Here is an 18,013-nt window from a genome sequence, read left to right as displayed (position 1 = left end):
GCCTGTATCAGAAGGAGTACTCCACCGTGGAAGCCACGCTGAGGATCAAAACAAGGTTGGGGAAGTTTTGCGGCAGGGTGGTATGCAGGTTCACCACCAGGCCGCTGAGTCCGATCCCCAACAACATGTCGGCGTAACCTTCACCCGGGGATTCGGTCACCGTGTCGGTCCCCTGGTCGAAGCTCAGATCGAAGATGTAGATGTCGTTGCCGCGGCCACCGAGCAGGGTGTCGTCGCCACCGTTGCCCCGCAGGACGTCATCGCCGTCGCCGCCGGACAGGATGTCGTCACCGCTACCGCCGTACAGCACGTCGTTGCCACCCAACCCGTACAACCATGCGCTACCCGTAAAGTTTGTGGCGTCCAAAACGTTCCCACGGTCGCCACCCTGGAGGAACGCCCGTTCGATGCTCTGCAAATCATCCAGCTCGAAGCCGATTTGCAGGTTCGTATCGGTCAGCACCATGTCGGCATCGCGGATTTCGAACACGGTGTCGTTGCCGGCGCCGCCGAGGATCTGGTCATCCCCCCGGCCGCCGCTGATGTAGTTGTCGAGGGCGTTGCCCTCCAGCAGGTCGTCGCCGTCACCGCCCCGCAGGTATTCGATGCCGTCCCCGTGGACGAGGGTGAGCTGCAGGCGACCCGCCGCCACGGTCTGGACGGAGCTGACACCGAGGCGAACGGTGACGCCCACACCGGAGGTCTCGGAAAAGTCCAGCATGTCCGTGCCGTTACCCGGAGCCTCGTCCACGGTGTCATGGCCGAGGACCAGGTCCACGTCGAAACGGTAGATGTCATGGCCGGCACCGCCCCGGAGGGTATCGTTGCCGGCGCCGCCCACGAGGATGTCCCTGCCGCTGCCGCCCACCAACAGATCGTTCCCGTCGCCACCCTCCAGAATGGCCGTTCCGGAGAAGCCCGACGCGTCCAGGGTGTTGTCGCCGGCGCCGCCGATCAGATGCGCGATTTCAATGTTGGCCAGGGTGTCGCTCACAGCGCCCACGGTGAGCGCCACGTCGGTCAGGACGAAGTCGGCATCGGCGCTTTCGCGCACCGTGTCACGGCCGCCGGCTCCGTCGAGGTTGTCCTGACCGGGCCCGCCGGTCAGGATGTTGTCCAGCCCGTTGCCGCGGAGCGTGTCGTTGCCCGAACCTCCGACGAGGTTCTCAAGATCCTCGTCGGGGAGGAAGAACTGCAACTCACCGGCCACGGCCGTCTGGATCGTACCCAGCAGGCCCAGGTCCACGGTTACACCGGTGCTGAACGCCGAGAGATCGAGCGCATCCGTCCCCGGCCCGCCCACCACCACGTTCAGGTCGGCCCACACGGCACCGTCCGGGAAGAAGACGAATCGGTCATCGCCCGGGCCGCCCTCGTACCAGTTGGGACCGGGGCCGTCCAGGACGAGGTCGTCGCCGCCTCCGGCATGGACCCAGGCCGTACCGGTGAACTGGGTGACATCGAACACCTCGTCACGGTCGGTTCCCGTAAGCACGGCCCGTTCAATGGAGGACAGCGCGATCGTCCCGCCGGCACCCGTGAACGAAAGCTGGGTGTTGGTGAGGGTGACCGTGGCGCCCGTGGGCGCGGGGACGTGGGGCACGGGCAGTTGCAGCCGCAGCGTGTCCTGCGCTCCGCCGCCACCGGCAAGGTTCAACGAACCGGCCGTCCAACCGCTGACATCGAAGGAGTCGTTCTGGGCGCTGCCGGTCAGTTCCAATTCCTGGATGCCCGCCAGGAAATCCACCTCGTAGACCGTGTCGTCCGTGGGTGTCGGGGAGGGATCCCGCTGTGTGATGAAGAGCAGGTCGTTGCGCGCCACGAATTCCACCGGCCAGGCGGCGGCAGACAGGTCTTCGATCACCCGGTTCACCCCCGTGCCGCCGTCCAGGATGTCATTGCCCCGTCCACCCGTGAGGATGTCATGGCCCGGGCCGCCCTGCAGAACGTCCGCGCCACTGCCACCGATCAGAACATCGTTGCCCAGGCCGCCGGTGAGGAAGGCCCGGCCCGAGAAGCCCGAGGCATCCAGCAGGTTCGGGCCTTCGCCGCCCGTCAGCCGAGCTTGTTCGATCGAGTTGAGGACCATGGGCCCGGTGGCCACGGTGACCGCCAGGGCGGTGTCGGTCACCACAAAGTCCGCGTTGGCGGCCCATACCACGGTGTCCCATCCTCCCTGACCGAGGATGCTGCCCTGGCCGGTCCAGCCGGTCAGCGTGAAGGTGTTGTTGCCGGGGCCGCCGCTCAGATGAGCGATCTCGATGCTGTCCAGCGTGTCCACCTCACCAGTGCCGCGGCGCAGCTCCCAGTCGGTGAGGCTGAAGTCGGTGTTCGCCGACTCGACAATGCGATCCACACCCGCGCCGCCCAGGAGCGTGTCGTTGCCGGAGCCGCCGTCGAGGCGGTCGTTGCCGCCCTTGCCATCGAGCAGGTCATCACCCGGACCGCCCACCAGCCAGTTGTCATTCCCGTTGCCCCGGATGACGTCGTCGAGTGCGCCGCCCCGGACGACCTCGATTCCCTCGCCCACCAGCCGCAGCCGCAGGTTGTCGTTGACGACCTGGAACACGCCCAGCAGGCCCATGTTGAGGTGAATCGAACGGGTCGTGGTACCCGAGAAGTCCAGGGTGTCCACGCCCGGATCGGCGATCTGTTCCACGACCGTTTCGTCGCCCCAGGCCAGGTCGGTGTCGAAGACGTAGGTCTCATGACCGGCACGGCCTTCGAGCCAGTCGTTGCCCGGGCCACCCTGCAGGAGGTTGTCGAGGCTGTTACCCCGGAGGATGTCGTCGCCGTCGCCGCCGATCGCGTTCTCGATTTCGTCCTGCAGTAGCAGGTCAAGGTCCGCATGGACCGTCTGGGCCGTGCCGAGAATGGCGAGATCCACCGTCACGCCGTCGGCGGTGCCGGAGAAGTCCAGCGTGTCAGCGCCGCCATTGCCCCGGAGAGTGATGACACCCAGGGGTTGATCCACGATGAACCGGAACACGTCCGCGGCCGGGCCGCCCAGGTAGGTGTCGCCGCCCGGGGTGGCGACGAAGGTGACCGGCCGCGAGTAGGCGGTGGCGTCCAGCACGTTGGCCGAGGGCCCGCCCTGGAGGGTCACATCCTCCAACGAAGCCAGGTGGTAGGTGGCGCCGGTGGGCAGGGCCAGCGCGGCGTCTTTCGGGAACCCGAGCAGCACCGTCCACAGCAGGTGCTCCAACGGCGAGGCATCCTTCAGGACCATGTCGGTGTCGTGGGTCACCAGCAACGTGTCGCGTCCGCCCGATCCGTCAATGAAGGCGGTCCGGGACCACCCGTTCAGGTCGAACCGGTTGTCCTGGGCATCTCCGTACAGCTCGGCCTTTTCGAACGTGTCGTGGAGGGTGTGAACGTTGAGCGTGACCAACGAGCCGGCCTGCCACTGCTGATGGGTCAGCGAGGTGGAGGTCAGGACAATGCCCGGCACCGGCCGGCGCGAGACAACGGTGTCGTCGCCGTGGTCACCCCGGATCTGGTCGTCGCCCTGGCCCACCTCGATCCGGTCGTCGCCCAGGCCGCCCAGGACAATGTCCACGCCATCCTCACCGGCAAGCCGGTCGTTGCCCAGCTGCCCGTCCACGAAATCGGCGCCGATGCCCGCCCGGATCACGTCATGGCCCGGGCCACCGAACCGTTGCAGGTTGCCCAGTTTGGCCGGCTGGTTCATGTCCGCCCATTCGGCGGTCACCGCGTAACCCGGGATGTTGCCCGAGTCGCCGAGGATGATGTCCCAATCCACGCCGCCCAGGATGAAGTCGTCATCGGTCACGGTCGGATTGCCCTCGCCCACTATGTAAACGGTGGCCGTATCGTACGGCCGGCCGGTCGCGTCGTGCAGGCTGAGCGTGAAGTATCGGAACTCGGTGAAGTCGAGGTTCCGGTTGTGGACCGGGATGCGGAAGGTTTTCAGGGTCTCGCCCACATCGAACACCAGCACGGCGGTCGTGGCGGTGTAGTTGCGCGAAGAGACCGGGGCGGAAACCGCGCCGTTGGGCCCCGTGCCGTCGAAGGTGCGGGCCACCACCACGGCCGGATGCGTGGCCACACCGCGGATCACCGTGATCTCCACGTAACCGGGCTGGACCTCCGAAACGCTGTAGGTGCCGCGGCTGAAGTGCACGTTGCCCAGCTCGGCGTACACCCCGGCCGGGACCACACCGGCATCAATCGAAACCTTGAGCGGGTTGGTAACGTTCAGCTCGATCACCCGCGTGCGGTTCACGAACTCGGCATCGCTGTCGATCAGGGAGAAATCCGTGGCCGGATTGGCATCCCCCACGTTGGGATCCACGAAGGTGAACCCGTCGGGCAGCGTGAATTCGACCACGTAACGGCTCGGCTTGGCCGGGTCGGAATCGATGTAGAGGTTGGTAAACTCGTAGTTGCCGGTGGTCGTGAACAGGGCATTGACCGGGTTGCCCGCGGCGTCCAACAGCGTCACCAGCACGCCCTGGGTGAACAGCGGGTCACCGGCGTTCTGCTGGTGGTTCAGGTTCAGATCGCGCCAGATCTGGCCCCCGATGCGACCGGGGAACAGCTGAGGGACCACGGAAAAGACGGGGCCGTCGTCGTAGATCGGGTGCAGGGTCGAACCGGCAGGCAGCCCGTACTCGGCCACCAGATCCGTGGCCGAGGTGACGACCACAACCTCGGCATCATACACGAGCCGGTTCACGGGCATGTTGGTGTCGGTGGCGGTCTGCCAATGACCGCCCACCACGTGATCGTCACCGCCGCCGGCGTCGATCGAGTCATTCCCCGGCCCGCCAAAGAGGGTGTCATCCGTGCCGCCGCGGCCGACGTCCCTTGAGGTGCCTCCGGCACTCAGCGTGAAGCTGTTGGTGTACCCGACGGGCGTGAAGGGCGACAGCCCGGTGATGCCCTCGAACTGTTCGCTCTGATTCTCATTGTTGGTGGTGTTGGTCCAGGTGCCGGACCAGCCCATCAACAGATAGGGACCAAACCCCTTCTGCCAGGGCGACTTCACCGTCGAACCATCCACCCGGACGGAAACCGGTCCGAGGGTCACCGCCTGGCTGTACAGGCCATTGTCGTCGGTCACCACCGTGGCCACCTGGTTCGCCCCGTTCTGCACCCACGTGATCTCGACGCTGACGTTGGCAATGCCGGCCTCGCCGATGTCGAGGAACCCGTTGCCGTTGGCGTCGTAAAAGACCCGGCCCTCAACGGTGTACAGGTCGTCGTCATGGATGGTCGCCGACCCGACGAACTGCTGCGGATGCAGCACGGCCCGTACGGGGTTCGACAACCGGAGACCGAACCGTTCCGTCAGTTCGGGAACCGCATCCCGGATCACGGACACATTCACCGTGGTGGTCAGACTGCCGGCCGGGATGAAGGCCGTACCGGCTGCGGCAGTGAAGTCCTGGCCGGCCCGCGCGGTGCCATTGACGGTGGCCCAATCCACGGACACCCCGCCGGCCGGCGCCGGAGCGCTCAACTGGATGGTGAAGGTGGCGGTTGTCGTGCCCGCACCGGTTCCCTCCGTGACCACCGTGCCGGGCTTGACCGAGACCAGCGGCAGATCCGCATCCCGAATGATGAGGATCGCGCTGTCCGGGCCGGCGCGAACCGGTCCACCGGTGGGATTGCGCAGGAACAGTTGCACGGTTTCGTCACCCTCGGTGACCCCGTCGGCATGGATCGGCACAGCCACCAGCCGGGTCGTGGCATTGCCCGGGAAATAGACCACATGCCGCTGGACGGGCGTGTAATCGCTGCCGGCCGTGGCCGTGCCGTTCACGGTGTAGAACACGGCCACGGGTTGAGAGCTGCCCGGAGTGCGATGCAGCGTGATCCAGGCATACGCCGTGCCCGACTGGGGCTCCCGCACCACGAAGGTATCCTCGCCGAAATAGACGCTCCATGGCCCGGCGTCCACCGGCGCACCGCCATCGTCGTCCACGATCTCGATGACGAAATGATTGCTCTGGCTCAGCGGGTCCGCCGCCAGTTCGGCATTGTCCGCGCTCAACAGGTTCACGAAGAAGAACTCGTCCGGTTCGTCCCGGAAATCCCCGAACACCTTGATGAACACCGTCTTCGACGTTTCGCCCGGGGCGAAGACCAGCACCTGTTGGTCCTCCGGCACGCCCTCGTACGGATGGGCCAGGTAATCGGCGGCCTCGGTGGGATCTCCGGAATAGACCGCCTCGACGGCCGTGCCCGGTGAGGTGGCGTAGGTCACGGTGACCTCCTTCCCGCTGGGCGCTGAAAGGCTGATCTCGACCGGCACGAGCTGATACCCGTGGTCGCCCTCGAACACGCTGGTGAAGAACGAGGTGGGATCGCCCGATTCATGGATGCTCACGCTCACCGGGGCGTCGTCGTCCGGAATGATCCCGTAGCCGCGCGCGTCACCGATCCGGGCGTACTCCGGTGCGAACAATTCCAGATAAAAGCTCTCGTCGTACTCGTCGAGCGTGTCCTGGCGAAGCTGGACGGTCACACGCTTGGCCGTCTCGCCCGGGTTGAAGACCAGCGTGCCCGGCGCGGGTTGCACGTAGTCGCCGTCCGCATACAACGGGAAGGGCTTGGCCGGGTTCGGATCACAACCGCAGTCCCAGGCCGAATCCACGAGGTACCGGACCTGGATCACCCGCTCGCTGGGGTTCGACAGTGTGATGACGAATTCGGCGGTCGTGTCTTCCGGCACCAGGTAAATGCGGCTGCCGTCCGGCAGAAGGGTCGAGGGCGGTACATAGTCGCCGGCGTGGATCACCGGGATGGGATCGTCGTTGAGGATGGTGACCAAAGCCACGGCTGCCGAGGGCGGAATCACGATCTCGGGCGAGGCATCGAAGAAAAGGACGCGGAACTGCTGGTGCTCCTCGTACACCCGATCGCCCAGGACGACAAAGGTCAGTGTCCTGCTGGTCTGGCCGGGGGCAAACGTCAGGATGCCGGTGGCCGCCAGGTAGTCGCCGGCAGCCACCATGGCGTTGCGATACGGATCGGCGTCGTTGCCGTCCGCGGTGGCGTAACGCACGCTGACCGGCACGCGTTGCGGGCCGGAGAGGGTCACGCGCATGCTGACCAGCGTCTGGCCGTCGTTGCCCTCCAACACCGACACGTCCTCGACCGACAGCCGGGACGGACCCTCGTACCCGGCGGCGATGTTCCGCTCGGTTTCATCGAAAGTGAGCTGGAAGTCCGGCGTGCGACCGGCCAGCGGTCCGGTGGGATAAACATCGCTGTCCAGACCGGACTCCTCGGCATCGGCCGCCCCGCCGCCGAACTGGGCGATCCAGTTCAACCCCGGCACCGCACTGAAGGTCAGGTAATACCGGTCCGGATCCAGGCCGGTGAACTTGAACGAGCCGTCCACATCGGTCTTCACGGAGCCGATGAGCAACCCGTCGTTGCGATACAACGTCACCGTCACGCCCCCAAAGCCGGTCTCATCCGGGTCGCGCACGCCGTTCTGGTTCAGGTCGTAGAAGATGGCCGATTGGATGGCGATGCCGGTGTCACGATCGCCCGTCCGGCCCATCGAATCGTCGCCAAAGATGCTGTCGTTGCCCGGGCCGCCTTCGATGAAATCGTTGTGATCCTCTTCGATAACGGTGGTCTCGCCCTGGTTCATGAAATTGCCGCCGTACAGGGTATCGTCGCCGGGCCCGCCGAAGATCATGTCCACGTTGCCGCCGCCGATGAGGATGTCGTTGCCCTTGGCGGTGTTTTGTGCGCCGGGCAGGTTGCGGACGGTCAGTCCGGCCGTCGGAATGGCCGCCAGGGCGGCCCGGATGGCCGCGAGGTTTGCCGGGGTGATGGCCAGACCGTTGATGGTCAGGGGCGTGGCGGGGTCGTCATCGCCGATGAGCAGGTCCACACCACCATGGCCGTTGGCCCAGTCGGAACCGGCGCCGCCCAGGAGGATGTCGTTGCCGGCGCTGCCGTACAGACGATCATCGCCGGCGGCGCCCTCCAGCACATCATGGCCCGTCGAGCCGTAGAGCCGGTCGTTCCCGTCGTCGCCGCGGATCCAGTCGTTGCCCTCCTCGCCGTACAACTCGTCGTTGCCGCGCCCGCCACGCAGGATGTCGTCGCCCGCGCCGGCCCGGATGACGTCGTTGCCGTCGGCAGCCGTGCCCGAGCCGTCGTCACCATGAAGCTCGTCGGCTTCAGGGGAACCGGTGATGAGGTCATGGCCGGGCCCGCCGTAGATCACGATGGCGGAGGCGCCGGCGGTGAGCGTGTCGTTTCCGGCGCCGCCGTACAGGATCACCCCGGTCACGCCGCTGGCGTTGCTGGCCACGATGAGGTCGTCACCGTCGTCGCCCCAGGCCCTGGAGTTGGGCCCGTCACCCAGGTAGATCGTGTCTTTACCGGCTCCGCCGTGCACTTCCACGGTCGAAAGCACGCCGCGGAAGTCGAGGTAATCGTCGCCCTGTCCGGCGTCCTCGACGATCACCCTGCCCACGTTTTCGAAGGTTTGCTTCCAGTTGCCCCACTGGACCTCCACGGTTTCGGCACCGGCCGAACCGCCCACGTGACGCACGATGAAGGTTTCGCTGCCGTCGGTGGTGTCGATTTCCTGCCGCCGATCGGCGCGCGAACCGATGTTGAGGATGAGATCGGTGCCGGAGAACTCGGCCAATACCGGTTCCGGACACGTGATCTCGAAGCTGAAGAGAGTGATCTCGGCAAAGCGCCACGTCTTGTCGATGCTGAAGAAGAACAGGTCCACCTTCAGGAAGGCCTCCAGGAAGACGTAAATCCGGCCTTCGATGTCAAAGATGCAGCGGGGATCCTGTTGGGCGTTGGCCACGATCTCACTGACCCGCACACGACCGTCGTCGTTGATGTCGTTCAGGTCGAAGGTCACCTCGAACCCGAGCCCGCCCTGGACACCCGCTTTGGCCACCACCAGGTTGATCTCGGCCCCGGCAAACAGTTCGCCGTACAGTCGCACCTCGGGCTGCTCGTGACCGCTGGCGTCGAAGTCCAGAACGTAGAACCCGTCCAGGATGTCCAGGAAGTTCTTGTCCTCCGAACTGATGAATTTCTGGATCCCAAAGGTGTCGTAGCCGAAGCCGATGTTGATGTCGGCGCCAATGGTGCCTCCGAACCGGGCGAAGAGCGGGCCGTAAATGGAGAAGGACTGGGTGTAGGTGAACATGAATTTGAAGGTGGGCATCCGCCACTCCACCAGGCGGACCGGTTCACCGATGAACAGATTGAACAGTTCGGTGGGGTTCTTGAAAACCGGGATGGAGAAGTTGTCGAGGCTGCCCACGTCGCTGACGAACCCGGACACCGCACTGGTATAGCTGCTGCTGGCGCCCGGGCCGGTGGCAGCCTGGGCGGCAGCGGCGATGTCCTGGAGGGTCCGCGAGGCCAGCGCCTCCAGGGGCTGGATCTGCGTGCGGCGACCGTCCGGGCCCTCGTTCAATCGGAATGAACCGAACGGAATCAGAATCGTGCCCTCGCCCAGGCTGTCCAGGCTGTTGATGAGGTCCACGACCTGCAGGACCCCCTCGATGAAGTCCACCGTGGAGGGCTCCAGGTAGCCGAAGCGGGCCGCCAGATCCAGCATGGTGATTTTCCGGCCCGCCAGATCGGACAACACCGGCAGGCGCATCGTCACGATGTCGATCAGCGGCTGGACCGGCTCGGTCACCTTCCGAATCTCCTTGAGGATCGGGCCGAGGAAATCGCTGACGAACGTGCCCAGGTCGAGCCGGATGTTGGTGAAGTCAATGACCGGCTTGGTGACACCCTGGTCGGTGTTGGCCGTCCAGCTCAGCGTGAAATCGGCCAGCACCCGCGGAAAGGCGGTGTTGCCGCCGAAACTTGCGATGAGATCCAGGTTGACCCAGGCCGTGGCCCCGAGCACGGCATGCAACACGTCGCCAAACTGCGTGCCGCTGGAGAACAGTTCGGCCATGGTGAGTTTGCCGTCCCGGTTGGGATCCTTCAGATCCACGCGGAAGCTGCCGTCGAAGTAGCTGGGCTGGTCGGCATCATCCATCACGTCCAGTTGCAGGAAGAACAACTGGCCGCTGGCGTGGAGACCGGGGATCTCGGCCCGGAAATAGATCATCAGCTCGGGATCCGTGGCCGGCGCGGAGGTGTCGAAGTAAAACCCGTTGGTCAGGTCCACACCGAAGCCGAACTTCCAGTCAAACCCGAGCGACAGCACCACGTTGCCATCCACCGCCAGGCCGAAGCCGGGAATGCCAATGTTGAAATCGATGGGATTCTGCGTGGTGTCCAGCAGGGCAATCTCACGCGCCAGGCGGATGTTCACCACCAGGCCGGTCTCGCAATCCAGGACCACATCGAGCTGACTGAACCCGGCGCTCGGATCCAGCGGGTCGCCCGTCGCGGCGTCCACCAGGAGGTTCAATCCGCCCGGGCCCAGCGAGTTCCAGAGCGCTTTCTTGATGGCGTTCTCGACCGCCGTCAGCCCGTTGCCGCCGGCGGCTTCGATCTCCGCACGCAACTCCCGCAACAGCCCGTTGCGGAAACCGCCGATGAAATCCGCCGCACCTTTCAACCCGTCTCCAATCAGCGGCAGCTCGGTGTTGTACACCACCGTGTTCAACCCGTCCTCGATCAGGCCCAGGAAGCGATCCAGCCCCGCCAGGATCTCGTCCAGGCTGTTGGCAATGACGTCGCAGAGCTCGAGGCCGTCGAACAGCGCGCCGAAGTCGGGCGTGACCAGGAAGACGTTTTCCAGCACGCCGGTCCCGTCGTTGCCGGTGGTCTGGGGATCGCCGTCATCATCGGCGGTCAACGCGCTGGAGCCAAAAGCGCCGCCCGCCCCGGCCGCCGACTGAATGGCCGACAGGGCGGTAACGGCCCGCGTGGTGCCGAGGTCGATCTGTACCGTCAGGGTCTTCGTTGAGGGGTTGTACGAGGCACTGGCGGTGTCCCCGCTCAGCGTGTCCAGGAAAACGATGCGGTAGTTGGTGATCGTGCCGTTGCTCTGGATCAGCAGATCGTTGTGCAGTCCGGCAAACCGGACCACCTTGCCGGCGCCCGAGGCGCGCGTCGAGACGGCTTCCTCGATGAACAGCCGCACCAGGTCCGGAATCTCGACAACGAGGTGGTTGTCCGGATAGCCGTCGCCGTTTACGTCGGCGTTGCCGCCGAGGGGCGTGCTTTCCAACGGGGCGAACACCGGCAGCCGGGCGCTTACCCCTCCCTCCAACTGCAGGTCCACCACCTCGCCGTTCAGCCAATCCTCGTCGAAGTACAACCGCCCGTCACCGTTCGGATCCTGCAGGCCCAGGCGGAAGACCGCGCCGCGATCGCCCTGCGTGGGACCGGTGTCAGGATCGCCGTCCTGGTCCAGGGTCACCGTCCCGTCCTTGATGAAGATGCCGAACACCGCCCCCAGGGACGCCTCCAGTTCGATCTCCGTGCCGGCCACACGCGCCAGCACCGTCGCTCCGGTGGTGTCGGCCAGGAACGGCCGTGGCCGCAGCGGATCGGTGATGTCGAAGCCGAAATCCAACTGCAGCTGCGCACTGGCGCTGACCGCCAGTTGGCCCTCGCCCTTGATCTGGACGAGCGTCGTCGCGAGCTCGAGGAAGGAGCGGAGTGTCGGGTTGTCGCCCGCCACGTGGCGGAGCAGATCCTGAAGGTCAAGGTTGAAGGGGAGAAGATCCGAGTAGGCCGTGGAAAACTGGAGGGAGAACCTGAGTGCGGCGGTGGAGATCGTACCGGTGCCGTCGTTGCCGGAGGCCGGATTGTCCGGTGGGGCCAGCGCCGCGTTCCAGGGCGAACTCAGGGCATTGATCGCCGAAACGATGGCCGAGGCGGTGGTGCGACCCGGCTGGATCCGAATCGTCAGCAGTTTCTGACCGGCATCCCAGGCGGCCCGGGCGGTGGCATCCTGGATGGTCGAATCGCCCAGAATCCGCACCACGGTGCCGTTGAGCGCGGCGCCGTTGGTGTTGGCGGTGATCCGGAAGGCGTTGTTGTCCCCGTTGTAGTTGATCAGGAGCGAGCTCGGCTGGCTCGGGCTGCCGCCCGAGGTCACCAGGCTGCCGGCCGGCACGCCGTTCTCATCCAGTGAAATCGTCAGGATGCCCGGATCGAGGTTGAACAACGTGTCGAGCTGCTGCTTCAGCTGGGCCAGCGTGTTCTGCAGGGTTTGCTGCGAACCCGCGGCGGAGAGACCCTCCAACCACTGCGCGATCTGCCCGGCGTAATCGAGCATGTCATGGACGCTCAGGTCCACGAAGGGCAGCGGCTCGTCGAGGAAGGAAAAAGCGCTGAGCGAGGAAAGGTTGTCCGCCACCGCCTGCAATGCCCGCACGATCGTGCCGAAGTTCAACTGCGTCAGGTTCTCCAGGCTCCCCAACGACGGATAGGTCACGAAGATGCCGTGCGGGTTGGTCGCCGGATCATACGGATCCGGGTTGTAATCGAGGTGGGTGATGTCGGGGATCCAGACGGATATCTCCGGATTGGTCAGCGGCAACGAGAAGCCCAGGCCCGTGACACTGATGTTGTCCAGACGCGCCAGGAAGCTGCCATGGAACTGGAAGGCCGGCACCAGATTGGCAATCCGATCGGACGAGGTGTTCTGGAAGAGTTCCGAAATGTAGAACCGTGTCTCGCCGGTGGTTTGATTCTCCAGGCTCAGCGAGGCCGTGATCGGTGCGGGAGTGACGCCGTCGTACGCACGCGTTCCGAAGGCGCCCCCGGTGGTCTGGATCTCGACGAAACCCAGCCGCAGCGTGCCCTGGATGCCCGGCGCCACCGTCCCGATGTCCACCGACGCCTGCAGGGACGCATCCTCGATGAACAGTCCACGCATCGGCGACACCGCCACCGTCATGGACACCTGATCCGTGGTGGTGCCCGGATCGTTGTCCAGATCGAGGATCTCGTCTCCAAAGCCCAGTTCGGTCGTCAACGGATCCTGCCGCGGGGCGATCATGACGATGCGGTTGACGATCCCCAGTTGTTCGGCCCGGGCGGACAAGACGACCGTGCCGCCCGCAGGCTGGGCCACCAGCACATCGCCCAGGGTGCCCGACCCGTAAGGGACACCGGCCAACACGGCGTTCAGGTCGGCGGCCAGGTCGCTCACGCTGTTGTTGTCGGCCGTCTGGGCCGCGGTCAGCGTGATGGGGAACAACTGCCCGAACGTCCCCAGCGGGTTGGGTTCCGCGTCGTTGAGGTAAATCCCGAAATGCGCGTCCGCGGTCAGTCGCCCGTGCACCGGCACGGGCACCCCGTTTCCAAAGAAGACACGCGGCACGTCGGCGGCGCCCAGGTCGAACCCGAGCGTGAACTGGAAACCGACCGTCACCTGGAACTGCAGGGCGCCGGTGACCGAGGCGCCGCCGATCGGTCCCAACGCGGTGTCGAACCGGAACGGCACGGTGCCGGTGCCGAACAGGTCGTTTGTGTTGTACGTGGCCGACTTGTTGACCGTGTAGGTGTACATCCGGCGCATCGGGTCGTAGAGCACCCCGCCGTCGCCGTCCAACTGCCCGTCGTTCAACACATCGGCGATCGCAGGGAAGAAATCCTCCGTACCAAACCGCTCCACCAACACGGCGGATTGATCCACCGTGCCGGTGTTGCCGTCCCCGGGACCAAACCCCAGCGACGCAGCCTGCGCATCCGCATCCACCAGCACCAGCGTGGTGTTCCTGGCGATCTCCCCCTCGCGCAACGCGATCACCACCTGCTTGTTCTTGTTGATCCGCGCCACGAGAGACCCCGCCAGACCGGCGGCGTTGATGGCGTTGTTGAGCAGCTGCACCAGTTCCGTACCGGTCCGGCTGTTGGGATTGCCCACCGTATCCGTCACGGTCAACGTCTGCACCGGCCCATCATTGAGCCGGATCTTCAATTGCGCGCCGCTCAGGGGCCCCGAATGCACCGTCGTCTCAAACACCGACCGCGACTGCAGCTCCACGCTCACCATGAACTTGTACAGCACGTCCGTGTACAGTTGCGTCCAGTTGAGCACCTCCCCCAGTTTCACACCGTCGGTAAACGGCAGGGTGATGTCGAAGAGGCTCGAATTCTGGAAGCTGTCCAACCACTGCCAGAGCTGCCGCAGCAGCGTCACCCATTCCAACGGGTTGGCCCGCGCGAAATCGAAGTTGGCCAGCGAGGCCAGCGGCGGCCCCAACGTGATGTTGCCCGCACTGTCCACGGAGACGAGCAACTGATTGGATGCGTCGCGAAACTCCACCGTCCCGCCGCTGACGCGCACGATCAGGTCGAAGGGCAACGCGAACGATCCCACGTGCAAATTGCCCTGGACCCGCACCTGCAGCCCCAACAAGGCGGGCAGGTTCAGTGTTCGCGGCCCGCCGGCCACCGTCACCGTGGTGTTCACGGCGGCGCCGGTCGTGTTCACCTGCAGGGCAATCGCCCCGGACAAGCCCACCACCCCGGTCTCGAACTGCAAATCCGCCTCGCCCGCAATGCCGCCACCCGTGATCAAGAACGCCCCCTGCCCCTGATCGAAGCTCACCACGGTGAAGCTGCCCGCCTTCAAGGCAAAGTGCAGATCCGAGGCGCCCAGCTTGATGACCGGACTGCCGCCCACCACCGCACGTTCGAAGGTGAAGTCTCCCCCCAACACCACCGCTCCCGCCAGGCCGCCCAGTTGGGCCGTGCCCGAAACACCCAGGAAGTCGTGGTAGTAACTCCCCTGGAACTGGATGGAAACGTCCTCGGCCGGAACCGAGCTCACCGGGACCACCACCGGATCCGGCACGCCCACGTCCCCTCCCGTGTTGTTGATCCGCAACCGCAGGTTCTGAGCCGTCAGCGTCAGTGCACCGGCACCCGACAACCCGGCCGTCGTCACCTTCACCTCGCCGGCCAGGCCGGTCGAGTGGATCACGAACGCACCGGACCCACCCGAGACGGTCAGACTCACCGGTCCCGCCCCCAACGTCGCCGTCACATTCGAAGCCGCCACCGTCACGTACGGCGTGCTCCCGGGCACCAGCCCCAGCACGAACCGCCCCTGCAACGTCTGCGTGTACGAACCAACCTGCACCTGGATGTTGACCGGCACCGGACCGGAATCGAGCCTCTGGAACGGCCCGGCCGGCAGGTTCAAACTCGTCGGATTGCCCACCGTCTGCTCGAACGAGCTCGCCGTCGTGTTGAAACTCCAGTCGAACGTGTGCGAGAACGTGTTGCCGAAGGCCGCCACCGCCACCGTGATCTGCCCCTGCCCAGCCACGCCGGCGTCGGTGATCATGAAGAAACCTGACCCGTTGCTGGCCGTCAGCAGGCCGGTCCCAAAAGTGAACGACACCTGCGAGGCCGTCACCAGAATCAGCCGGTCGCCGCTGTCGCTGGTCTTCTGTTCGAAGGCGAAGTTGCCCGTCAACGACGCACCAAACACGCCCAGCGTCACCCCCGTCCCGCCCACCCGCAGGTACGGTCCCGCCGGCAGGTTTACCGTCACGGGTGAACCTCCCACCGTCACCGTCTCGTTCACCGCCACACCGGCGTCATTGATCTCCACGGAAAACGAGCCCGACAACGTCACACCCGGGACGGTCAACGTCACCGCGGCCGAGGCCGTCCCCGCCAGGCCCTGCGCCGTCAGAATGAACGCACCCGTCCCGTTGCTGACCACGAGCAGATTCGGCGCCACACCGCCGAACTGCAGCGAAAGGTTCGAAGCCGCCACTGTCACCACCCACTCGCCACCCGTCGTGGTCTGACGCCGTTCGAACGCGAAATCCCCGTTCACCCCGATACCCTGTACCGTCAGGGTGGCCCCCACCCCGCTCACCCGCAGCAACGGCCCCGCCGCAACGTTCACCGTGACGGACCGCCCACCCACGATGAACGTCTGATTGAAAGCCGTCCCCGTCGTGTTCAGCGACACATCGAACGTGCCGCCCAGGCTCAGCACCGGCACGGCCACCGAGACCTGCGCTGACAAACTCCCCACCAGCCCGTTGCTCAGAAACACCAACGCACCCGTGCCCTCGCTCACTTCCAACAGCGGATCCGTCCCATCCGTGAACACAAAATCCAGACCTGACACCGCCACCGCCACCTCGTCCCCGGGCACGCCGTCCACGTCGCGCGGTTCGAACAGGAACGACCCGTTCAAGGAGGCCTGCGGTTGGGCCAGGGTCAGCGTGCCGGCCCCCGACACCCGGAAATACGGACCGGCAGGCAGATTCACCGTCTCCCCTCCCACCGTCGGGACCGCCCCGGCCGACGTGTTCAACGAAAGCGTCAGGCCCGTCACGCTCATCCCCAGGCCCGGAATCGCCGGACCCAGATCGAAATCGAGCGTCAGCACCCCGGCCAGTCCGGTATCGAGCAGAACGAACGTGCCCGACCCGTTCTGCACACTCAGCACACGGTTGCCTCCCGTGCCCAATTGGAAGTTCACCCCCGTCGCCTTCAGAATCGTTTCCGTCCCGGTGTCTTCGAACGTGAACGACCCGTTGAGCGTCTGCCCCATCACAACCAGCGTACTGTTCACGTCCAGGCTCAGCCTCGGCGGCTCCGCAAACACGTCCGAAGATTCCACCCGCACCCGGTAACTGCCGGTCAGGCTGAACCCGGCGAACGTCAACCAGCCGGACAGCGGAAATTGCGCATCTAACGTCCCGCCCTTGCTGAAATTGAATGCATCGCCCACCGCAATCCCACCCGAGGCCAGTTGCCCCAACGTACCGGCCGTGATGCGGCCGCCCGTCAGGACGCTGGCGTCCGGTTCCGCCCGCACAAACGCATCCATCAACACCGACCCGCCACTGCCACTCAAACCGGCCGACCCGGTGGGCAGACTGAAATGAAAGCCGTACCCGCTCAACCCCGTGACGTTCACCGACGCCCTGGCCCCGATCTCGTCAACCTCCAGGATCAGTCCGGCCGCCTCCCGCCCCACCGACAGATCCAAAACGATCGAACTCTGCACCGTGACCGTCGGAGCCGCCCCGCTGAATACCGCACCGAAAACCCCACCCGTTACGTTCTGCAACGCCAGGTTCACCGAGCCCGGTTCCAGCTCCAGGTCCAGATCCCACCACATCGGATCCGAACTGCTTGAACCAAAGTGTGCCAAAACGCCACGCACGCGGAAGGTCAGCCCGCCAAATGTCGTGCCATCCCAACTTTCGACCGTCCGGGTCACCGTCGCCGCCGACGGCAGCGCGTTCAAAACCGATTGCAGCCGGTTCTTCAACCCGTTGACCAGGCCCGTACCCATGTTGGCCAGATTGCCCAGGTCCGACCCGATCAACGGCAGGTTTTGCGCAAAGCTGCCAAAGGCGTCCAGCGCGTCGGCCACCGAACCGAGTTTGTCAATGGCATTCAAGATGACCGTGTCCGCACCCGACACCAGTGTGGGCGTGGCGACGATTTGGAGCTGCAGTCCCGTGGCGGTGTAGGTGGGGACGAGGGCCCAATCAGGTTGGCCGGGGATGGAAGCCGTGCCCAGCCAACGCGCAAATTCACCCGTACGCCCCCCGCTCGGCCAGGTAATTACGGTGAAGGTGTCACCCAGCGAGGGGGTATAACCGCCTTGGGGATCAAAGAGAATTCTGAGGGTTCCATCGAGGACCGCCGATCCGGTGACCTCGATCCAGTCATACGCTGTTCCCTGCGTAAGTCCCTGGATCTCAATCTCTGTGACGGCATCCGGACCGGGTTGGAAGGTTGAAACAACAATGTGCCCCGGCGAGTTGCCCGGCCGGATCACACCATTGCCGGCCACGGCACCCAAGATCGTGCCGTTGCCGCTCAAAACCTGACCTTCCTGCAGGTAAAGTGTGCCCCCACCCAAATCCCACACTTCATCAGGATTCAGGTGGATCCCTTCCTCCCCGATCGGTGGACCGTTTGCAGCCCGCAGGGTCTCGACCAACTGCGCTGCCAAAGGAGACAAAGCCGCATCCACTCCCCCGCCCTCGCCGTCCTCGAGCTCCACCGCCGCTGCCACCCCCTTGGTGACCTCGTCCGGTTCCACAGCCACAACAGCATCCGCGGACACGACCTCGGG

At 65.2% G+C, this 18,013-nt stretch carries 1 protein-coding gene; it reads right to left on the bottom strand.

The features are described from left to right. Positions 1-7: 7 nt before the first annotated feature. Positions 8-17,986: a Calx-beta domain-containing protein gene (locus tag ACPDIX_RS03535; RefSeq protein ID WP_423430464.1), complete on the bottom strand. Its 17,979-nt coding sequence runs from the start codon at positions 17,984-17,986 to the stop codon at positions 8-10. Positions 17,987-18,013: the final 27 nt, after the last annotated feature.

Origin of the sequence: Limisphaera sp. 4302-co, assembly GCF_049537155.1 — a bacterium.
Classification (GTDB): domain Bacteria; phylum Verrucomicrobiota; class Verrucomicrobiia; order Limisphaerales; family Limisphaeraceae; genus Limisphaera.
Note: the sequence above shows the minus strand (reverse complement) of the source record. Positions and strands in the feature narration are given on the sequence as shown.